This is a genomic window from Microbacterium sp. K2 (genome assembly GCF_051365005.1).
GTDB classification, from domain to species: domain Bacteria; phylum Actinomycetota; class Actinomycetes; order Actinomycetales; family Microbacteriaceae; genus Microbacterium; species Microbacterium foliorum_B.
Map to the genome: position 1 here is coordinate 142007 of NZ_JBLWII010000005.1, position 20744 is coordinate 162750.

Sequence of the window (20744 nt, forward strand, 5' to 3'; positions counted from 1 at the left end):
GAGGAGTCGTGATCCCTATTGAACACGTGATCAACGAGTGATACGGTAGCCCGTGATGAAGAGCACGTCAAGAGCCGCCGCGCCCCGCCGACTGCCGCCCGAGGAGCGCGAACGCTCGATCGTCGACGGCGCCGTCGCGCTCGCCGCGGAGAGCGGCCTCGAAGCCCTCACCGTGCGCGCCGTCGCGGCCAGGGTCGGCGTCACGCCGGCTCTCGTCGCGCACTACCGGCCCGTGATGGAGTCGTTCGTCGCCGAGGTCTTCACCACGATCGTCGCGGCCGAGCGAGACGAGGTCATCGCCTCGTACGACTCGAGCGTCGATCTGCGCACCAACCTGCTGCGGCTCATCGAGACGCTGCTCGACGACTCGCGCGACGACGTCGCGATGGTGTGGGTGCAGTCGTGGGCGCTCGGAGCCCGCAACGAGGCGCTCGGCATCAGGGTGCGCGCCGAGATGGATCTCTGGCACAGTGCCCTCGAAGACCTCATCGCCCGCGCGGTCGCCGAAGACCCGGTGCTGAGAGAAGGCCCGCTGCGGGTCGACCCGGACTCGTCGGCGTGGATGCTGCTTGCCATGGTCGACGGCATGAGCGCCCACTCGCTCGTGCACTGGGCGCCGCGCGATCGAGCCGATCTCGCTCGCCGAACCCTCTCCGCAGTGCTCGACGTTCCGATCGTCGAGCCCGCACAGCCCGCAGAAACCCTCAGGTAAGGACAGCTCATGGGAGCAGAACGCATGCACGCGGCCTCGGCCGAATCGACGGCGATCGTCGACGCGGTGCTCGACTACTCGCGCCGCCGGATGCTGGCGGCCGATGTGCCGCTCGACAAGCCCCAGTCGCCGGCCGAGCTCGATCGTCTGGTCGGAACCACGATCACCGACGCCGGTCTCGGTTCGCATCGCGCGCTCAGCGTCTTCGAGCACATCCTCGCCCCCGCCTGCCTGACGACGAGCCACCCGTCTTATCTGTCGTTCATCCCGACCGCCCCGACGATCGCCTCGATCGCGTTCGACCTCGTGGTCTCGGCATCCGGCCTCTACGGAGGCAGCTGGCTCGAGGGCGCGGGCGCCGTGCACGCCGAGAACGAGGTGCTGTCCTTCCTGGCCTCCGAGTTCGGCCTCCCCGACACCGCCGGTGGAGTGTTCGTTCAGGGCGGCACGATCGGCAACCTGTCGGCGCTCGTCGCCGCTCGCGAGGCGGCGAAGGCGAAGCTGCTCGAGGCGGGCAAGGAGCTCCCTCGCCGGTGGAAGATCGTGTGCAGCGTCGAGGCGCACTCGTCGAACAAGTCGGCGGCGAAGGTCATGGATGCCGACGTGCTGCTCGTGCCCGCGGGTGACGACGGCATGCTGCGGGCGGATGCCGTGCGTGCGGCGCTCGCGGAGCACGGCGACGAGATCTGCGCGGTGGTCGCCACCGGCGGCTCGACCAACTTCGGCATCGTCGACGACATCGCCGGCATCGCCGCGCTGAAAGACGAGTTCGACTTCTGGCTGCACATCGACGGCGCCTACGGGCTCACCGCGATGCTCGCCCCTGAGGCCCGCGGCATCTTCGCGGGGGTCGAGCGCGCCGACTCGGTGATCGTCGATCCGCACAAGTGGCTGTTCGCCCCCTTCGACTGCTGCGCGCTCATCTACCGCGACCCCGATGCGGGGCGCCGAGCGCACACGCAGCACGCCGAATACCTCGACACCCTCACCGACGCCGGTGACTTCAGCCCGTCGGACTATTCGATCCAGCTCACTCGACGCCCGCGGGGGCTGCCGCTGTGGTTCTCGCTCGCGACCTACGGCGTGACCGCCTACCGCGAGGCCGTGAGTGCGACGCTCGCTCTGACCCAGAGGATCGCCGCCGAGATCGCCGCCCGCACCGAGCTCAGGCTCGTGCGCGACCCGCAGCTCTCGGTCGTCGTGTTCGAACGCGAGGGATGGGAGCGCGGCGACTACGACCGCTGGTCAGACGAGCTGCTCGACTCGCAGCGCGCGTTCGTGGTGCCGAGCTCGCACGCGGGGCGCCCGAACACCCGCTTCGCGATCCTCAACCCGCTCACGACGTTCGACGACCTGGTCGGCATCCTCGACACGATGAAGTAGATCGCCGCGCCGCGCCGCGCCGCGACCCTCAGCGCGTGGTGTTCGCGTTCAGGAAGTCGATCGTCTGCTGCAGCGCCGTCTGGGCGTCGGGCATGTCGAGATGGAACTGATACTCGTGCGGCAGGGCCGGCTCGTGCGACGCCGGCCAGAACAGGGTCGTGACGTCGACTCCCAGCTCGTCGAGTCGCTTGGCCATCGGGATCGACTGCAGCCAGGTCAGCCCATCGCCGTTCCCACCCGAGATGTAGGTCGTCGGGAAGTCCTCTGTCACCCAGTCGATCGTCGACATCGTCGAGCCGGTCGAGCCCTCCGCCCAGGTCTTGGTTCCCGCATACGCCCACATCGACGTCTTGAGACCCCAGCCGGCGACGCCGTCGAGTGACGCGAGCGCCGCGAGGTCGTACACACCGCAGTTCAGCACGGTCGCCACCACCTGCTCGGCCCTCAGTGCCGGGGTGATGTCCATCATCTCGGCGTAGTCGGGGCTCGTCATCAGCGTCGCCATCTGACTGGCCAGCTGTCCGCCGGCGGAGTCGCCGGCGAGCACGATCTGGTTCGGATCCACGTTCAGCTCATCGGCGTGCGCGTCGATGTAGGAGAGCGCATTGTTGAGCTGGTGCACCGCGAGCGGATACACGCCCTCGGGCCCGATCGTGTAGTTGAGCGCGATGGTGGTGTAGCCCTCGGCCGCGAGGATGCGCATGTAGGGGTCGACGTTCTCCTTCGACCCCGAGATCCAGGCGCCGCCGTGGATCCAGACGACCGTCGGCAGCGGCCCGGTGGCGGATGCCGGCGTGAAGACGTCCATCGTGGTGTCGGCGCCGCTGTCGGCGTAGGCGACGTCGAGCTGCTCGGTGAGCTTCGCCTCGGTGACGTGCTTCTCCATCTCGGCGGCGGTCTCGTCGCCGCCCTTCGTGAACACCGAGCGGATGAGCATGGCCGAGGGCCATGGGGTGAGCGCGCCGATGATCGCCACCACGGCGGCGACGAGGAGCACCAGCCCCACCGCCACCTTCGTGCGGTGCCACGGCCGTCGAGCCCTCTTCGGGCGGACGGACTCGTCTTCGTGCGCGCTCGTGGTCATGGAAACCCCTCTCCGCGCATCATCTTGGCAGTATTCCGGTCGATCTCGACGGATCGGCGCAGGCGTCGGCACCGGCATGCGCAACGCCGTCGGCACCGGCATCCGCCCGCCCGCACGTGTGATCAGGCAGCAGTGAGCCCGGCGATGATGCGACCCATCGCGTAGTCGAACGCCTCGTCGACGTCGCCGCCGAGCCGGAACATGCCGGCGAGCTCCATCTGCAGGAACCCGGTCGCCCAGGCGGTGAAGAGGCGGGCGGCGTCGAGCGCATGCTCAGGTCCTACGAGTTCGGCGCAGGAGCGCAGCACCGGAGCGGACGTCCGATGGAGGGCGTCTTCGGGCGCGGACGCCGTGAACAACAGGCGGAACGCCTGGGGGTGCTCGTGTGCGAAGGCGCGGTACGCGACTGCGAGGAGGGGGAGCTCGTCACCCGCGGTGTCGAGTCGGCTGGTCAGCGCATCGGCGGAGGCCTCCGCGACCGCCGACAGTAGGGCGTCTCGATCACGGATCCGCTTGTAGAGAGAGGGTGCCCGCACGCCCACGCGCTCGGCGACAGCCTGCATCGTCAGCCCTGCGGGGCCGGCTGTTTCGAGGATGTCGCGGCCGGCGTCGACGATGGCCGCCAAGGAGGTTCGTTCGGGGGTCGGCATCTGGCTCCTTCATGGCTATTGACAATAGCTATGATAGCTACGTAATGTAGCCATCATAGACCACCACGAAAGGACGACCATGAAGCTCGCACCGCACCTGCATCGACTCGGCAACGACGTCGTCGCGTCATATCTGGTCGACCTGCCGGAGGGGATCACGCTCGTCGACGCGGGTCTGCCCGGTCACTGGAACGATCTGCAGCGAAAGCTGACCGAGCTCGGCCGACCGCTCTCCGACATCCGCGGTCTGGTCCTCACCCACGGCGACGGCGACCACATCGGCTTCGCCGAGCGACTGCGCAGTGAAGCTGATGTGCCGGTCTTCGTCCACAGTGCCGATGCGCATCGGGTGCGCACGGGTGAGAAGCCGAAGACCCCGATGGGGCCGGCACGCATCGGTCCGATGCTGGGATTCTTCGCCTACAGCCTGCGCAAGAACGCACTGCGCACGCGGCACGTGTCCGAGGTCGTGACCGTCGCCGACGGCCAGGTGCTCGACCTCCCCGGATCCCCGGTCGTCATCGGGATGCCGGGGCACTCGCCCGGCAGCATCGCGGTGCACATCCCCGCGGCGGATGCGGTCTTCGTCGGCGACGCGCTCACCACGCGCCATGTGCTGACGGGGCGCGTGGGCCCGCAGCCCGCGCCGTTCACGGACGAGCCTGAGGAGGCCACCGCGTCTCTCGACCGACTGGCCGCTCTGTCGGCATCCTGGGTGCTACCAGGCCACGGAGCACCCTGGCGCGGGTCGCCCGCCGACATCGCGGCGGCTGTGCGCGCTGCCGGCTAGCGCTCCGCCAGCACCGCCGCGGTATCGCTGATCGTGATCTGCGGCGGGTAGAGACCCATGATCCGCATCGCGGCCTCGTGGTTCTCGGCGGTCGATCCCGCGCAGGCGTCGGCGGCGATCGTGACGTGCGCCCCGGCATCCGCTGCGGCGAGGGCTGTCGAGATGACGCAGCAGTCTGTCGCGACTCCCGCCAGCACGACGTGCGCTCCCTTGCCGGTGATCGCCTCCATCGCGGCGCCCCACTTGCCGAACGTCGGCAGATCGAGGGTCGGATGCGGCGACAGGCCGACGGCCTGCGGTACGAGGTCGAACAGCGGGTCCTCTGGTGGCTGGTCTGCGAACGGCCACGCGGTGAAGTAGGCGCCCCACGAGGTCGAGCGGTCGGCGGTCGGCATCCAGCGCGTCACGATCACACGGTCGCCGAACGACTCGGCGAGCGCGCTGATGCGGGGCATCGCGTCGTCGAAGAACGGCGACGCCCAGGCCGAGTCGGGTGAGGCGAAGATCGTCTGCGGGTCGATCACGACCAGCCAGGACTCCCTGCTCACGCAGCTGCCTCCTGCGCGCGGATGCGTCCGGCGCGAGCGAACCAGGTGAAGACGAACGACAGCACCAGGGCGAAGAACACTCCGAGGTTCGCGTAGGCCCAGTCTCCGTCGACTCCCCCGACCAGGCCGAGCAGATAGCCCTGCCAGTTGTTCCACGGGGCGGCATCGGCGAAGCCGTTGAGCACGAAGCCCCAGCCGATCACGCTCGCGACCACCATGGTGCCGATCGAGATCCAATCCCAGGCGCCGTAGCGGCCGCGGCTGTCGAACAGCGCCTCATCGTCGTAGTCCTTCCTGCGCCGGAGAATGTCGGCGATCAGGATGCCGGCCCACGAGGCCAGCGGCACGCCGAGTGTGATGAGGAAGCTCTGGAACGGGCCGAGGAAGTCGGTGGCGAAGAACACCACGTAGATCGTGCCGATCGTGAGGATCACGCCGTCGATCGCCGCGGCGGAGGGGCGGGGGATGCGGATGCCGAGGCTGAGCAGCGTGAGGCCCGAGGAGTAGATGCCCAGCACGGCGCCCGAGACGAGCGCGAGCACCGCAGTGAGCAGGAAGGGCACGAGCACCCAGAGAGGCAGGAGGGTGGCGAGGGCGCCGATCGGGTCGGCGGCGATCGCCGCGCTGAGCTCGTCGTCCGACCCCGCGAGCAGCAGACCGAAGACGACCAGGATCACGGGCGCGATCGAGCCGCCGATCGTGTTCCACGCGACGATCGCACCATCGGATGCCGTGCGCTTCTGATATCGCGACCAGTCGGCGGCGATGTTGATCCATCCGAGCCCGAAGCCGGTCATGACCATCACGAGGGCGCCGACGACCTGGCCGAGGCCGCCGTCGGGGCGGGCCATGACGGCGGCGAGGTCGATGCTCGGCGCGGCGAGGACGATGTAGAGGATCGTCACGGCACCCGTGACCCAGGTCAGCACTGACTGCAGCTTCATGATCGTGTGATACCCGAGCACGGAGGCCACGACGATGAGTGCGGCGACGATCACGGTGGCCGTGATCTTCAGCGCGATGCTGTCGCCGTCACCGCCGAGCTGCGTGATGACGGTGGCTGTCGCGAGCACGGCCATGATCGCGAGGAAGGTCTCCCAGCCGATCGACGTCAGCCACGAGACGATGCCGGGCACCTTCTGCCCCTGCACACCGAAGGCGGCGCGGGAGAGCACCATGGTCGGCGCCGAACCGCGTTTGCCGGCGATCGCGATGAGTCCGCACAGCAGGAACGACACGACGATGCCGATGACCGACACGATCGTCGCCTGCCAGAACGAGATCCCGAAGCCGAGCACGAACGACCCGTACGACATGCCGAACACCGACACGTTGGCCGCGAACCACGGCCAGAACAGGTCGCGAGGCTTCGCCGTGCGCTCGGATTCGGGGATGATCTCGATGCCCGCGCGCTCGATGAGGCCAGGCTTGATGTCCGTCATGCCATCATCCTGGCACTGCGCAGGGCCGGCGGGGGCGTCAGCGACGATCAGCCGGCGAAGAACGCCCCCGCGACGCGGGCGAGGTCGTGCAGATCCGAGACTCCCGCGAGCTCACGGGCCGAGTGCATCGACAGGATCGGGATGCCGACGTCGACCGTGCGGATGCCGAGACGCGTCGCCGTGATCGGGCCGATCGTCGACCCGCAGCGCACGTTGTTGTTCGACACGAACTCCTGCGTGACCACGTCGGCGCTGTCGCACCAGTCGCGCCAGGCGGCGGAGCCGACGGCATCCGTCGCATACCGCTGGTTGGCGTTGAGCTTGAGGATCGGACCGGAGCCGAGCACCGGCTGCACCACCGGGTCGTGCTTGTGCACGTAGTTGGGGTGCACCGAATGGCCCACGTCGCTCGACAGGCACCACGACGCCGAGAGGGCGCGGCGGCGCTCGGAGGCGTCGGCGCCGAGCGCGTCGTACACGCGTCCGAGGATGTCTTCGAGGAAGGGACCTGCCGCGCCGGAGCGCGAGTTCGAGCCGAGCTCCTCGTGGTCGAAGGCCGCCAGGATCGCGATCGGTCCGGACGCCGACGTGTCGATCGACTCGAGTGCGACCACGCCGGCGTGCACCGAGGCGAGGTCGTCGAGACGGCCTGAGGCGAAGAACGCGCGATCCTTGCCGAACACCGCCCCGCGTGCCGTGTCGGCGATCACGACGTCGTACCCGCGGATGTCGGATGCCGTGACTCCGGCCGACCCTGCGAGCTCGGCGAGGATGTCCTCCTGCGTCGGGTCGCCGAGGCCCCAGACGGGCTGCGTCTGGAACTGCTTGTCGAGTGCGAGGCCCGTGTTCGCGTCGCGGTCGAGGTGGATCGCCAGCTGGGGGAGGCGCAGCAGCGCTCCCGTGTCGGCGAGCACCACCCGTCCGTCGGCGAGGGCGAGTCGGCCGGCGAGGCGCAGCTCGCGGTCGAGCCAGGAGTTCAGCAGCGGTCCGCCGTACACCTCCACGGCTGCCTGCAGCCAGCCCTTCGACCCGGTGGTCGGCTGCGGCTTGAGCTTGAAGCCGGGGGAGTCGGTGTGAGCGCCGAGCACGTGCGCGGGTGTGGTGGCGGTGGCATCCGCCGGCACCGTCCAGGCGATCGCGGCGCCGTCGCGCACGACGACGTAGCGTCCGCCGGGGGTCACCTCCCAGGCCTCTTCCTCTTCGAGGCGCGCGAACCCGGCATCCTCGAGTCGCCTGGCCACCTCGGCGGCGGCGTGATAGCTCGAGGGCGAGGCGTCGACGAAGTCGGCGAGATCCTCGGCGTGGGCGAGAGCGTCCGGGGTGACGGGCATGGGGGACCTTCCTGAAGGGGCGGTCCTTCGATCGTAATCGGGTTCGCCTGACGGCGATTCCGTCGGGTGCCGGGCTGGTGCCGTTCACCTCCCGGTCACTCACGGCAGGTACTGTCGCTCTCGATAGCGCCTAGGGTTCCGGGGTTCGTCCCGTCTGGTCCGAGCGGCGCCACGGTGTCCCTCCGCAGGGGCGCCGTCATCTGACAGGACAAAAGCCCGGAGGACCCTGTTCGTCGCGCCCGCGATGCACGGAAGGGTCTCTGTTGTCTGCTCTCGCCTTCGCCCTCGTCATCGCCGCAGCCGTCACGCATGCCGCGTGGAACATCGTCGCCCATGGCGTGAGCCGGGCGGGCATGCCGTTCCTGTGGTGGGGAGCCGTCGGGGGAACCGTCGTCTGGATCGGCGTCGTCCCGTTCACCGGCGGCCTCGGCACCGACGACGTGCTCGCGTTCCTGTTGGGCGTCGGAGTCTCGGGGGTGCTCCACGTCGCCTACATGGCGGTGCTCCAGCGCGGATACCGTGAGGGCAATCTCTCCACCGTCTACGCCACCGCCCGGGGAACCGGACCGTTCCTCTCGGTGATCGTCGCCATCCTGCTGTTCGGTGAGCGGCCCTCCGCCCTCGCCCTGGTGGGCGTCGCCGCGATCATCGCCGGGGTCGTGGCGATCGGGCTCGTCGATCGAGGACGCGCCGAACGGTCTCGACGCCTCGATCCGGGCCTCGTGTTCGGTCTCCTCACCGGGGTCGCGATCGCGGTCTACACGATCTGGGATGCCAACGCGGTGCGCACCTGGAACCTCTCGCCCGTCGCCTTCATGGTCGGGACGATGCTGCTCGAGATCCCGTTCTACTCCTTCGGTGTTCGCGGCCGATGGGCGGCAGTCCGCACCCTCGGACGCACGCAGTGGCGACGTATCGTGGCCTTCAGCATCCTGTCGCCGCTGTCGTACATCCTGGTGCTCACGGCCATCCAGATCGCTCCGGTGGCCCTGGTCGCACCGTTGCGCGAGGTGAGCGTCGTGCTGGTCAGCCTCTTCGGGGTGTTCGCCCTCAAGGAGAGCCGGCCAGGATGGCGTCTGGCCGCGTCCGCGGTCGTCGCCGGTGGGATCGTGCTGCTCGCGCTGTAGCTGCGGGCGGCGAGCATGCTGTGCAGTGCTGCTGCTGCTGCTGCTGCTGCTGCTGGTGCTGGTGCTGATGCTGGTGCTGGTGCTGCGCAGTGTTCGTGTGCGGGTGCTGGTGCTGGTGCTGGTCCTGCGCGGTGGTGCTGGTGCTGGTCCTGCGCGGTGTTCGTGGTACGGATGCTGTGCGCGGTGGGTGTCGGTCTGAGAGTGCTGCTCCTGATGGTTGTATGGATCCTGTGTCAGCGGGATGGAGTCTTCGAGCGAGCAGCACTTCGGACGCCGTCTGGATGGCGGAGCTGAGAGCGGTCGTGATGCGACCTGACCTCGAGCGGCTCGGCCGATATGACCCGGTGCGCGTGCGGCAGCGCTTCCTCGATGCGTTCGTTCCCGAGAACACCCGCGTGATCGTCGTCGACGGCAAAGACGTCGGTCTGGTGGCGGTGAGGCGCGAAACGGACGCTCTCTGGATCGAGCACTTCTATCTCGCGCCGGAATCTCAGGGCCGCGGGATAGGAGCAGCCGTGCTCGCCCACCTGCTCTCCGAGAGCGACGGCACGCGGCCGTTCCGGCTCAACGTGCTGCAGGCCAGCGCGGCACGGCGACTGTACGAGCGGCACGGCTTCGTTCTGGAGAGCGAAGACGCCGTCGACGTCTTCATGAAGGCAGAACTCGCCTGACGGTGATGCCTTCCTCTGGTGCTGCCGACCTCTGGTCACGGCGCCGCCTGGCGACGTATGTTCCTTCTCGATCTCCCCTTCTCTTTCTCTCCTTTCTCCGTCTCCGTTCCCTGCTCTCGCTCTTCTTCGTCGTTCTCCGTTCCCTGCTCTCGCTCTTCTTCGTCGTTCTCCGTGCCCTGTTCTCTCGCTCTTCATCTCCCCGCTTTTCCTGCTCGTCCTCCCCGGACGGGCGCCCTGTTCCGCGCTGTATCGGTAGATCGGAATATGGCGTTGATCTGGGGTGAATCGGGGCAGTTTTGCTCCTCGAATGTCGGTGGCGGTGGGTTGGATGAGAGGTATGAACAGCACCGCAGAGCTTCTGGATCGGGTCATCGCCGACCTCGATTCGGTGTTGTCCGACGACGCGTTGACGGGGCTGTCGGATGCGGAGCGGGTGAGCGTTCTGGTGGCCGCGGGGTCGGCGTTTCGGCGGGTGGAGGCGGTGGTCGTCGAGACTGTAGCGACGGGGGAGATGGGTGATTTCCCGCATGCGGCGGGCTGCCGGGGTGAGAACGAGCTGTTGCAGCGGACGATGCTCGTCGATCCGCGGGGTGCGACCCGGGTGGGGAAGGTCATCGACCGGGTGCGGCGGGATGTGAGTCTGGTGTCGGGGGAGCGGCTTCCCGCCCGGTGGCCGGAGTTGCGGACGGCGCTGCTGGACGGGGTTGTCGGGGTCGATGGGTTCCTTGCCGCGACCGGCCCGATCGAGCGGGTGTGGGATCGGCTCACGGTCGACCAGCGGTTGGCGGCCGATGTGGCGTTGGCGGGGTGCGCCCGCGGGCACGGTCTCGAGGTCGATTCCGACCCGGACGCAGGCCCGGATGCCGACCCGGATGCGGCGGGTCCGTCGCCGACGACGGAGGATCTGCGAGCTCTTGCGGAGGATCTCGCGTCGATGTTCGACCCCGATGGGCAAGAACCCAAAGACGAGGACGCGAAGCGGCGTCGGGGCATCACGATCGGCCGCCTCAAGGACGGTGTGCATGCGATCCGCGGGTATCTGACCCCGGAGGTCGCGGCCCAGTTTCAGTTGATCATGGACGCGCTCCTCAACCCCAAGGGTGACGGCCCACCCATGCCCGGGGTGTTCTTCACCCCCAGCGGCGGCACGGAATCCGGCGCTGATGCCGGCGCAGACGCGGGTGCGGGTGCTGACGATGACTCGCATGGTGTCCCTGAGAGGTTCGGCGCGGATGCCGGGCCGAATAGAGCCCCGTACGCCGCTCCCGAAGCAGACGCAGACGCCGGCTCGGACGGGAGAGTGGACCCGTTCAATACGGACGAGCGGAGCGTGATCGATGACCGCACCGCGGCCCAGAAACGCCATGATGCGCTCGCAGCTGCGCTGACGATTGCGGCCCGACACAAGGACGTGCCCACGTTGGGTGGGGCATCACCGGTGCTCGTCGTCACCGTCGACGCGAAAGAACTCGCCCATGGGTCGGCCTTCGGTGCAGGTGCAGGTGCAGGCGCCGCGGATGCGTGTGCGGGTGCCGCCGCCGGTAACGGTGGGTGGGCGACGATCCCCGGATCCGGCGCCCACGTCCCCGTCTCGGTGGCCGCGCAGGTCGCGTGCTCGGGAGCGATCCAGCGTGTCCTCATGGATGAGGGCCGCATCATCGGCATCACGACCACCGACCGGGTGTTCACGGTGCACCAACGCCGGGCGATCATCGCCCGCGACAAGGAGTGCCTGATCCCCGGATGCCATGTGCCGGCGTCGTGGTGTGAGATCCACCACGTCACCGAACACGCCAGGGGCGGGCCTACTCACACGGATAACGGTGTGCCGTTGTGCTGGTGGCATCACCGATCCCTCGGCACCTCCGGGTGGGAGATCCGCATGAACGACGGGCTTCCACAGGTGCGGGGACCGGCATGGTGGGACCCCGAACAGCGCTGGCGCACCCCACGACTCAGCCTCCCCGCCGACCTGCCCCAGGCGCACCTCGCCCGAGCGGGTTGACGTGCCACTTGGTCTTGGTTGTGTCGCGCCCCCGGAGACCGTTCAGACTGCAGCGAACGCGAGCTCGGCGGGACGTGATCTCAGCGCACCCGCATTCAGCGCAGCCCGCATTCGGAGGAACGCGGTCTCAGCGAATCCGGTCTCAGCGGAAGTCGACGAGGCCGGCGTGCGCTGCCGTGACCAGGATCTGCACTCGATCGCGAACGTGCCACTTCGACATGATGCGGCCCAGATGCGCTTTCACCGTTCCCTCTGACACGATCAGTGTGCGAGCGATCTCCGCATTCGACATTCCCTGGGCCAGACGCTGCAGCACCTCCTGCTCGCGATCGGTGAGCGCCTCGAGCGAGTCGTCTCCACCGACCGGCTCCGTGTCGCGCACGTGCTTGATCAGCAGCGAGGCGATGCGCGGGGACAGTGAGCTCGCTCCGCTGTAGACCTCCCGCACACCCTCGAGAATGCTCGCAGCGCTGGAATCCTTCAGCAGATACCCCGATGCACCCGCACTGAGCATAGGGAGCACGGTGTCACTGCCGTCGAGCGTGGTGACGGCCAAGATCTTCACCTCGGGCCATCGCTCACTGATGACAGCAGTCGCCTCGATCCCATTCATCTCGGGCATCTGCACGTCCATCATCACGACATCAGGATGCTCGCGCCCCACCACCTCGATGCCCTCGAGCCCGGACTCCGCCTCAGCGACCACGGTGATCTCGGGGTCTCGTGAAACGAAGTGAGAGAGCGCTGAGCGCACCAGGGGATCGTCATCGACGATCACGACGCGGATTTGGGACATGGACGAAGCCTAACCGGGGTGGACCTGCGGCGCGATCTCCTAGACCTTTGGCTATCGAGGTCTAGACGTGCGGCAGATGTGGTGCGAGAAGATCACCGAGAAGATGAGTACATCGCTAGTCAAAAGTGCAATAAAGGAGGTGAATCTCTATGTCTTTCTGGAACCAGGTTGGACTCTTTTTCGGCTTCTACCGTTAATCTATATGGCGGAAAGGAGATACTGAAGTATGGCTTCAAGTCTTCCGGCGGGTGAACGCGCAGACGTCACTCGACTCGGAAAGGGCGAGAAGCTCAGCACGATCGAACGGATCGCCGTACTGGCGGTCGTCGGAACGATCGTCACCTTCGACATCGTCGGACTGTTCCTTCCTCCGGGATTGGATCCTCTGACGGCGGCACTCGGGATCGCATCCACCGCGGTCTTGGCCCTGTATCTCTGGTCGCCACTGATCGCGACATACGCCCTCGGCGTGGTGTTCGCACTCTCCTTCATCCCCGGCATCGAAGCCCAGGTGCTCACGACCGCCGCTTTCGCGGCAGGCTTGATCGTGCGTCTGGGATGGACCTCCTTGGTCCTGTCCTATGCCGGAGTTTTCCTCCTCGCATCCGCACTGGTCGTCACTGGCGACTCGAGGGATGCCTTCAATATCGCGATCTTCCTGGTCGGCGCCGCAGTATCCGGTGCCGTCGGCTTCGCACTTCGCATCGCGTTCGCCCGAGGGCGGACGCTCGAGGTGCAGCTGGCTGAGAAGGCCGAGCAGGAACGGCAGGCAGTACTCGCTGAGCGACGTTGGATCGCCGGCGAGTTGCACGACAGCATCGCGCACCACCTCACGGTGGTGGCGCTGCACGTGCAGATGCTCGACGACGATCGCACCAGCAGCGAATCGCAGGAGGCGATCCGCATCGCCGCACGCAAGGCGATGACCGATCTCCGCTTCGTGATCGACCTCGCAGACGACGGACCCCGGTCCGAGGGCATGCCCTCGGGTGATCTGGCGGCGTCCGTCGACGAAGCCCAGCAGGAGTTCGAATCCGCGGGTCACGCCGTGATCGTCGACGGCGACCCCTCTGACGAGCGCATCCCACGCGCGGCCGAGATCATCCTCGCGCGCATCTTGCGTGAGTCGGCCACCAACGTCCTCAAGTACGCAGGCGAGGGCGAAGTCCTGATCCGATTCGACATCGATGACGACTCCGCAAAGCTGACGGTGAGCAGCCCTCTCTCTGTCACGCCGCGTCGCGAGCTCTCGTCGAGCCGCACCGGCGTCGGGCGCATGGCCGAGCGCGTCCTCGGCGCCAGCGGTGAGTTCAGTGCCGGAGAAGCAGACGGACGCTGGGTCGTGTCAGCCCTGCTGCCGATCGTCTGACCGAACCGGTATTCCGGCATCTCGGCGACAAGATTCGGCCGGATTCCCAACTGGTATACCGGTACTCTGGAAGCAGAACCGCGGAATTCCGCGGGTTTTGGCTAAATGAGTAGACGAAAGTCCAGGGTAGGTCTCGACTATAGACCGTGTTCCATGGTGTAGCCGGGAGCATACATTGGGCATACCCCAGAAATAGCGCATCCCCAGCGCTGTGATCGCGAGCGCGATCTCTGGAATCTGATCCCCAGCGCGCTCGCGATCGGCTTCTTCCCTCCGAGGGTTCTTCCCTCCGAGGATTCTCCCCGTCGAGGAATCGACGTCGACAGGCTGGCTCCTAGCCGCCCACCGCGCGCATGTAGTGCCCGTCCGTCGAGATCCCGGACGCTGCGACCGTGAACCGCACCACCTCGCTGAGGTAGCGATCCTCGGACGCCTCGAAGATGCGTCCGCTCGCGTCGCGAGAGATCCGGCTGAGCCGAAGGATCGGCGTCCCCTGTGGCACCCGCAGCAGAGCGGCATCCTGATCATCGGCCGCGACCGCGTCGATCTGGTGCTCGAGTCCGACGATCGGGTGCCCGACCGACCCCAGGTACTCGGTGATCGAGATCGCGTCGGTGTCGACGTCGAGCAGTCGGCGCCCCACGGCTTCGGTGTAGAACAGGCGCTCGAGCATCGTCGGCCGACCGTCGAGCAGGCGGAGCCGCACGACGCCGACGATCGTGTCATCGGGGGAGACGCCGAGAAGCTCGGCGCGGTCGCCTGCCCGGCGAAGGCTCAGCTCCTGCGTCTGCGCGCCGGGAGTCACGCCGAGCTCGCGGGCCCAGCGCGTGAACGGCACCGACATGTCGACGGCCTGACTCGCCTTGCGGGAGACGACGCGAGCGGGGCGGCCGCGTCCGGTCTCGATCAGGCCCTCGCTGCGCAGAGCCGCCAGGGCGTTGCGGATGGGGCCGCGAGACGTGTGCCAGCGTTCGGCGAGCTCCGACTCGGTGGGCACGTCGTCGCCGGGGCGCAGAGCGCCCGCCGCGATCTGGGCGCGCAGGTCGTCTGCGATCTGGGTGTATACAGCTTCGGCCACATAGGCATACTACTTGGTGGCCTCGAAGGGGGGTGCCACGTTCTGTCGATGTTCATCCGGGGAACAACCGGGTGAACGGACCTTGAACTCTTGCAAGTTAGGTATATATCTCGACCGTTGTCCTGTCAGAGTTGCTCGTGGATCACCCCCTCCCACTCTGAAAGGTCCTCATGAAGCTCCGCGCTCTCCCCGTACTCGCCGGTGCCGCGATCCTCGCGCTCGGTCTGGCGGCCTGTTCAGGCTCGGCTGATGCAACCGACGCGTCCGGCGCCGACGCATCGTCGACCACGAGCGGCTTCGCAGTCGACGAGAACACGCTCGTCTTCGGCGTCGTGCCCGACTCGGTCGACACCGAGACGAACTACCAGCCGCTCATGGACTACATCGCCGAGATCACCGGCAAGTCGGTCGAGTACCACGAGTCCACCGACTACGCGGCACTCATCGAAGCCTCCGTCGCCGGAAAGGTCGACGTGGCCTCGTTCTCGGGTTTCACCTACGTCACCGCCACGAACAACGGTGCGAAGCTCACCCCGATCTCGTCGATCGTGACCGAAGAGGGCCAGGAGCCCGGTTACTACTCGCAGGCGATCGTGCCCGCCGACAGCGACATCTCGAGCATCGAGGACTTCAAGGGAAAGAAGGTCTGCTTCGTCGATCCGTCCTCGACCTCGGGCTACCTCTTCCCCTCGTACAACCTGCTCGAGGCGGGCATCGACCCGAAGACCGACATCACCCCGGTCTTCGCGGGCAAGCACGACGTCAGCGTGCAGAAGGTCGGCGAGGGCGTCGAGTGCGAGGTCGGCTTCGCCGAGGACTCCGAGGTGGCGAAGTCGGATGCCGTGAAGGTCATCGACGAGACCATGGTGCCCGGTGCTCCGCTCGTCTACGCGTCGGCGCTGCCCGACGACGTCGCCAAGGAACTCGTCGACGGCCTCTCCGAGATCACGATCGACGACATCATCGCCGCCGGCATCGACAGCGCTGACAGCGACTCCTTCCGCAGCGTGTTCTTCGCCACGAAGCCGGTCGACGACGCGTACTACGACCTCATCCGCGACATCTGCAAGGAGACCGAAGCGGAGCAGTGCCAGGGCTGACGCCCGGTCGCTGACCCGCAGTCGGCCGAGCGCCCTTCGTCTCATCGCCTCGCTCCACGCGAGCACCGAGACGAAGGGCGCTCACCCGCAGACGTCACACCCCACCAGCACCCCAAGCACGCAAGCCCCAGCACGACCAGCTCCCCCGAGCACACCCCCCGAGACTCGACCAGCCCCGAGCACGACGCGAAGACACTGGAGAACTGACATGAACACGGCATCCGATGCCCTCATCCGCCTGAACGGCGTGACGAAGACCTTCGGCTCGACGACGGCGCTCAAGAATGCGTCGCTGCAGGTGTCGCGTGGCGAGATCGTCGTGCTGCTCGGACTCTCCGGCTCGGGCAAGTCCACACTCCTGCGCCATCTCGACGGGCTCGAGGTCCCTACGTCCGGCGACATCGAGGTGCTCGGATCCCAGGTGCCGACGCTCAAGGGCAAGGCGCTGCGCCGCCTCCGTAGTCGGGTGGGATTCATCTTCCAGCAGTTCGAGCTCGTGCCCTCGCTCACCGTGCTCGAGAACGTGCTCACCGGATCGCTGTCGGAGATCCGCGGACCGCGACTCGGGCTCTGGGGCTATTCGAAAGCGGCGAAGCTGCGCGCCCTCGAGCACCTCGACCGAGTCGGACTCCTCGACCGCGCCTACCAGCGCAGCGACACCCTCTCGGGCGGTCAGCAGCAGCGCGTCGCCATCGCCCGCGCTCTGATGCAGAAGCCCGACATCCTGCTCGCCGACGAACCCGTCGCCTCGCTCGACCCGGAGTCGAGCGATCAGGTGATGGCGCTGATTCGCGAGATCGCCGCAGACGAGGGCCTCACCGTCGTCTGCAGCCTGCATCAGGTCGACCTCGCGATCTCGTGGGCCGACCGCATCGTCGGTCTGCGCCACGGCGAGATCGTGCTCGACACACCGACCGGCGACCTGACCAAGGCCGAGGTCATGGAGATCTACGGTCGCGTCGCCACGACCACCGCAGAGATCCGTGCCGTGCAGCACGAGCTCACCGAGATCACGGTCGACATCGCCGACATCGACAAGGCCCGGGTCTCGTGAGCGTGCTCTCGGACGCACCCGCGGCGCCCGCGACTCCCGGATACTCCACCGTCTCCGATCGCGCCCCGCGGCGACCGATCTCGGCCGAGCGCATCGCCGCCGGACTCACCCTGGTGGCTCTCCTCGTGCTCGGCATCCTCGCGGTCGAAGAGGTCGGCATCTCGATCCCGGCGATGGTGCAGAGCTGGGGCAACGCCGAGAACTTCATGGCCCGTGTCGGCGGACTCTCGTTTCCCGAGCCCGCCGATCTCGCGTGGCTGATCGCGCTCACCGTGGGGCTCGTGCTCGTCGGCACGCTGCTCGCCGCAGTGCTCTCGGTGCCGATCGCCTACCTCGCTGCCTCCAACACGACCCCTGGCAACGGCTGGCGGGCCGCGGCCCGGTTCGTGGGAGTCCTCACCCGTGCATTGCCGGACGTCGTGCTCGCCATGGCTTTCGTGCTCATGTTCTCGCTCGGCACGCTTCCCGGCATCCTGGCCATCGGCATCCACTCGATCGGCATGATCTCGAAGATGTTCGCCGACGCGATCGAGCAGATCGACGAGGGGCCCCGCCTCGCGATCCGCGCAGCCGGCGGATCGAAGATGCAGGAGTTCGCCTCGGGCATCCTTCCCCAGGTGCTGCCGAGCTGGGTCGCGACGGTGCTGCACCGCAACGACATCAACCTGCGCGGCAGTGTGGTGCTCGGCTACGTGGGCGTGGCGGGCCTCGGGCTCGAGATGTCGTACGCGTTCAAATCGCTGAACTACGGCAAGGGACTCGGCATCGCGCTGGTCATCTTCATCCTGTGCGTCGTGATGGAGATCGTCTCGAGTCTGGTGCGCGGGGCGATGCTCGGCCAGCAGCGGCAGACCCGGTCGTGGATCGACCGCATCATCCACCCGCGACTCAGCGGCTCGGAGAACACGAGCACGACAGCACGCCCCGCATGGGCAGCCAGCCCTCAGACCGCGGTGCGGCGGCCGTGGACGGCGGAGCGCGTGCGCAACACGAGCGGCGTCGTCGTCGCGGTGCTCGTCGTGATCGGCAGCGTCGTCGTCAGTCAGATCAACTGGCTCGACTTCTTCACCTTCTGGGGCAAGCTCCCCGAGGTCGCCGCGAAGTTCTGGCCGCCGTCCTTCGGCAGCTACGAGGCGTCGGCGATGATCGCCGCCATGCGCGACACGATCGCCATCGCACTCGCCGCGACCGTGCTCACCCTGCTGCCGTCGCTGATCCTCGGTTCGCTCGCGGCGAGCAACGTCGCACCCGGCCCGGGCGCACGCGGCGTCGCCCGGTTCCTGCTCGTCGGCATCCGCGGCATCCCCGAGCTGATCCTCGCGATCGTGCTCGTGGTGATCACCGGGCTCGGCGCGCAGGCGGGAGTCATCGCCCTCGCGGTCGGCGGCATCGGCCTGCTCGGCAAGCTGATCGCCGACTCTCTCGAAGAGGTCGACCGCGGACCCGAGCGCGCGCTCCGCGCCGTCGGCGCCACCCGTCTGCAGACCTACACGTCGGCGACCGTGCCGCAGGGCATGCAGGCGCTCGTCGGGCACAGCTTCTACATGCTCGACACGAACATCCGTGCGGCGACGATCCTCGGCATCGTCGGCGGAGGAGGCGTGGGCTACTACCTGCTCAACGCCAGTCAGGGCTCTCGCTACGAGACGGTGACCGCGATCGTGCTGATGATCCTCGTCACGGTGCTCGTCGTCGAAGGACTCGCGATGTGGATGCGGAAGGTGTTCCGATGAACCGCGACACCAGAGCGAACCACAGCGCGGACCTCGTCGTCGTGGGCTCGGGCATCATCGGGCTCGGCGCGGCCTATGCCGCGGTTCGACGCGGCCTGACGGTGATCGTCGTCGACAGGGCGGATGCGCCGGTCGGTGCGACGATCCGCAACTTCGGGCATCTCTGCATCGGTGCGCAGACCGGCGATGCGCGCCGCTACGCCGACCTCTCCCGTGACCTGTGGCTGCGCCTCGCTCACGATGCGGGCTTCTGGCTGCGTGAATCCGGCACGCTGGTCGCCGCTCGTCACGCAGACGAGATCGCCGTGCTCGAGCAGGCGGCAACCGACGGCGGCATCCGGATGCTGGAGACAGACGAGCTGCTGCGTCTCGCCCCGCTGCGTGCGGAGGCGCTCGTCGGCGGCGCGCACATCGAGACCGACCTGCAGACCGATCCGCGCACCGCCGCAGCAACGATCGTCCGTCACCTCGCCGCGCACGGGGTCGACTTCCGCTTCCGCACCGCGGTGACGTCGGTCACGGGACGACGCGTCGAGACGACGAGAGGCGCCATCACGGCCGGCGCTGTCGTCGTCGCGGCCAATCACGACGTCGACCAGCTGCTGCCCGAGGTGGCCGAGCGCGCCGGCGTGGAGCGGTGTGCGCTCGACATGATGCGCGCGGCGGTGACGTTCCGGCATCCGCTCGCGGCCCCGCTGCTGACCGGCTGGTCGCTCGTGCGGTACGGACGCTTCGCCGACGGTGCCGCGACCGGTGCCCTCCGGGAGCGCCTGCACTCGGAGCGCCCCGATCTCGCGGCACTCGACCTGAATCAGATGTACACGCAGCTGCCCGACGGCACGCTCATCATCGGCGACTCGCACGCCACATCGAGCGCACCGGAGCCGTTCCAGCCGGAGGCGGCGTTCACCGCGTTCCTCGCCGAGGCGGAGGCGCTGTTCGACATGCCGGCACCGCGGGTGCTGGAGCGCTGGCAGGGTGTCTATGCCAAGGCGCCGCACGACTTCCTCATCGACAGGGTCGAGGAGGGGGTGCTAGTGCTCGCCGCGACCACCGGCATCGGAATGACCACGGGTCTGGGGCTCGCCGAAGAGAATGTCACCGCCGCCTTCGGGTGGGCACCTGCAATGGAAGGAACCTCATGACCACTCACCTCTCCGCACCTCCGGCACTCGAACTCGTCGTGCTCGACATGGCAGGCACGACCGTGCTCGACGACGGGGTCGTCGAGCAGGCGTTCCAGCGCGCCGCCGAGCGCACCGGCGTCGCCGATCGGATGCCATGGGACGACGCGCTCGCCCACGTGCGCGCGACCATGGGGCAGTCGAAGATCGAGGTCTTCACCCATCTCGCGGGCGGCGACCGGGCGGCAGCCGAACAGGCGACGGCGGCGTTCGAGGGCGCCTACGCCGAGATCGTGGCCGAGCAGGGGGTCACCGAGATCCCCGGGGCTGCGGACGCGATCCAGAGCCTGAAGGATGCCGGTCTGACCGTCGTGCTCACGACGGGGTTCGCGCCGGTCACCCGCGATGCGCTGATCGACGGTCTCGGATGGAACGACCTCGTCGACCTGGCGCTCTCGCCGGTCGATGCGGGGCGGGGCCGCCCTGCTCCCGACCTCGTGCTCACGGCGCTGCTGCGCACTCAGACCTCGTCGGTCGCGTCGATCGCCGTCGCGGGAGACACCGTCAGCGATGTCGAATCAGGACGCCGTGCCGGTGCCGGCTTCGTGGCCGGCGTGCTCACGGGTGCCCACGACTCGAGTGCTCTCGAGCTCGCCGGCGCCGATGTCGTGCTCCCGGACGTGACGCGTCTTCGCAGCGCCCTCGCCGAGCGCGGGCTGCTTCCGCTCGTGCCCACCGCCTGAGGGG

General features: G+C 67.9%; 20 protein-coding genes. 13 read left to right on the top strand and 7 right to left on the bottom strand.

Features of this window, described 5'->3' with window-relative positions; genetic code table 11:
- The first annotated feature begins 55 nt into the window (after positions 1-55).
- Complete coding sequence (locus tag ACLKOY_RS14830) at positions 56-712, top strand: TetR/AcrR family transcriptional regulator (RefSeq protein ID WP_436454339.1); 657 nt, start codon at positions 56-58, stop codon at positions 710-712.
- Positions 713-721: 9 nt separating this feature from the next.
- On the top strand, positions 722-2095 hold the full coding sequence (locus ACLKOY_RS14835) for a pyridoxal phosphate-dependent decarboxylase family protein (protein WP_436454340.1): 1374 nt from the start codon (positions 722-724) through the stop codon (positions 2093-2095).
- Positions 2096-2123: 28 nt separating this feature from the next.
- Here ACLKOY_RS14835 and ACLKOY_RS14840 read toward each other — a convergent pair whose 3' ends face one another.
- The gene (locus tag ACLKOY_RS14840; protein WP_436454341.1) at positions 2124-3179 is read right to left on the bottom strand and encodes an alpha/beta hydrolase; all 1056 of its coding nucleotides are present in this window, start codon (positions 3177-3179) and stop codon (positions 2124-2126) included.
- A 122-nt stretch (positions 3180-3301) separates the two neighbouring features.
- The gene (locus ACLKOY_RS14845) at positions 3302-3829 is read right to left on the bottom strand and encodes a TetR/AcrR family transcriptional regulator (RefSeq protein WP_436454342.1); all 528 of its coding nucleotides are present in this window, start codon (positions 3827-3829) and stop codon (positions 3302-3304) included.
- 79 nt (positions 3830-3908) lie between these two features.
- On the opposite strand from ACLKOY_RS14845, the gene ACLKOY_RS14850 reads away from it, so the two are divergent.
- Positions 3909-4619, top strand: coding sequence for an MBL fold metallo-hydrolase (locus ACLKOY_RS14850; RefSeq protein ID WP_436454343.1), 711 nt, complete (start codon positions 3909-3911; stop codon positions 4617-4619).
- Here the strand turns inward: ACLKOY_RS14850 and ACLKOY_RS14855 are convergent.
- From ACLKOY_RS14855 to ACLKOY_RS14865, 3 genes are read right to left on the bottom strand one after another with little or no spacing between them, the layout of a single operon-like run.
- Positions 4616-5167, bottom strand: coding sequence for a cysteine hydrolase family protein (locus ACLKOY_RS14855; RefSeq protein WP_436454344.1), 552 nt, complete (start codon positions 5165-5167; stop codon positions 4616-4618). The genes ACLKOY_RS14850 and ACLKOY_RS14855 overlap by 4 nt on opposite strands.
- Positions 5164-6609, bottom strand: a complete 1446-nt coding sequence (locus ACLKOY_RS14860) for a purine-cytosine permease family protein (protein ID WP_436454345.1) — start codon at positions 6607-6609, stop codon at positions 5164-5166. The genes ACLKOY_RS14855 and ACLKOY_RS14860 overlap by 4 nt, the downstream gene beginning before the upstream one ends.
- A 47-nt stretch (positions 6610-6656) precedes the next feature.
- Positions 6657-7940 carry a M18 family aminopeptidase gene (locus tag ACLKOY_RS14865; RefSeq protein ID WP_436454346.1) on the bottom strand — a complete coding sequence of 428 codons (1284 nt, stop codon included), beginning with the start codon at positions 7938-7940 and terminating at the stop codon, positions 6657-6659.
- Positions 7941-8203: 263 nt separating this feature from the next.
- On the opposite strand from ACLKOY_RS14865, the gene ACLKOY_RS14870 reads away from it, so the two are divergent.
- The 4 genes from ACLKOY_RS14870 to ACLKOY_RS14885 all read left to right on the top strand — a co-directional run bounded on the left by ACLKOY_RS14870 (position 8204) and on the right by ACLKOY_RS14885 (position 11743).
- Positions 8204-9067 (top strand): EamA family transporter, encoded by an 864-nt coding sequence (locus ACLKOY_RS14870; RefSeq protein ID WP_436454347.1) that lies wholly within the window; start codon positions 8204-8206, stop codon positions 9065-9067.
- Positions 9068-9092: 25 nt separating this feature from the next.
- Complete coding sequence (locus tag ACLKOY_RS14875) at positions 9093-9266, top strand: hypothetical protein (protein ID WP_436454348.1); 174 nt, start codon at positions 9093-9095, stop codon at positions 9264-9266.
- 82 nt (positions 9267-9348) lie between these two features.
- Positions 9349-9738 (top strand): GNAT family N-acetyltransferase, encoded by a 390-nt coding sequence (locus tag ACLKOY_RS14880; RefSeq protein ID WP_436454349.1) that lies wholly within the window; start codon positions 9349-9351, stop codon positions 9736-9738.
- Between the two features lie 337 nt (positions 9739-10075).
- Entirely contained in the window at positions 10076-11743 is a 1668-nt protein-coding gene (locus ACLKOY_RS14885; protein ID WP_436454350.1) for a DUF222 domain-containing protein, read from the top strand.
- A gap of 142 nt (positions 11744-11885) precedes the next feature.
- Here ACLKOY_RS14885 and ACLKOY_RS14890 read toward each other — a convergent pair whose 3' ends face one another.
- The gene (locus ACLKOY_RS14890) at positions 11886-12539 is read right to left on the bottom strand and encodes a response regulator (protein ID WP_258184287.1); all 654 of its coding nucleotides are present in this window, start codon (positions 12537-12539) and stop codon (positions 11886-11888) included.
- A gap of 226 nt (positions 12540-12765) precedes the next feature.
- Here ACLKOY_RS14890 and ACLKOY_RS14895 point away from each other — a divergent pair, with 226 nt between their 5' ends.
- A complete protein-coding gene (locus ACLKOY_RS14895; RefSeq protein ID WP_436454351.1) occupies positions 12766-13908 on the top strand; it encodes a sensor histidine kinase in 1143 nt (380 codons plus the stop codon).
- A 334-nt stretch (positions 13909-14242) separates the two neighbouring features.
- Here ACLKOY_RS14895 and ACLKOY_RS14900 read toward each other — a convergent pair whose 3' ends face one another.
- Complete coding sequence (locus ACLKOY_RS14900; RefSeq protein ID WP_436454352.1) at positions 14243-14986, bottom strand: GntR family transcriptional regulator; 744 nt, start codon at positions 14984-14986, stop codon at positions 14243-14245.
- 170 nt (positions 14987-15156) lie between these two features.
- On the opposite strand from ACLKOY_RS14900, the gene ACLKOY_RS14905 reads away from it, so the two are divergent.
- From ACLKOY_RS14905 to ACLKOY_RS14925, 5 genes are all read left to right on the top strand, one after another.
- A complete protein-coding gene (locus tag ACLKOY_RS14905) occupies positions 15157-16086 on the top strand; it encodes a phosphate/phosphite/phosphonate ABC transporter substrate-binding protein (RefSeq protein ID WP_436454353.1) in 930 nt (309 codons plus the stop codon).
- A gap of 208 nt (positions 16087-16294) precedes the next feature.
- Complete coding sequence (gene phnC / locus ACLKOY_RS14910; RefSeq protein ID WP_436454354.1) at positions 16295-17140, top strand: phosphonate ABC transporter ATP-binding protein; 846 nt, start codon at positions 16295-16297, stop codon at positions 17138-17140.
- Entirely contained in the window at positions 17137-18873 is a 1737-nt protein-coding gene (phnE, locus tag ACLKOY_RS14915; protein WP_436454355.1) for a phosphonate ABC transporter, permease protein PhnE, read from the top strand. Before phnC ends, phnE begins: the two co-directional genes overlap by 4 nt.
- Positions 18870-20018: a TIGR03364 family FAD-dependent oxidoreductase gene (locus tag ACLKOY_RS14920; protein ID WP_436454356.1), complete on the top strand. Its 1149-nt coding sequence runs from the start codon at positions 18870-18872 to the stop codon at positions 20016-20018. Before phnE ends, ACLKOY_RS14920 begins: the two co-directional genes overlap by 4 nt.
- Positions 20015-20740, top strand: coding sequence for an HAD family hydrolase (locus ACLKOY_RS14925; RefSeq protein ID WP_436454357.1), 726 nt, complete (start codon positions 20015-20017; stop codon positions 20738-20740). Before ACLKOY_RS14920 ends, ACLKOY_RS14925 begins: the two co-directional genes overlap by 4 nt.
- Positions 20741-20744: the final 4 nt, after the last annotated feature.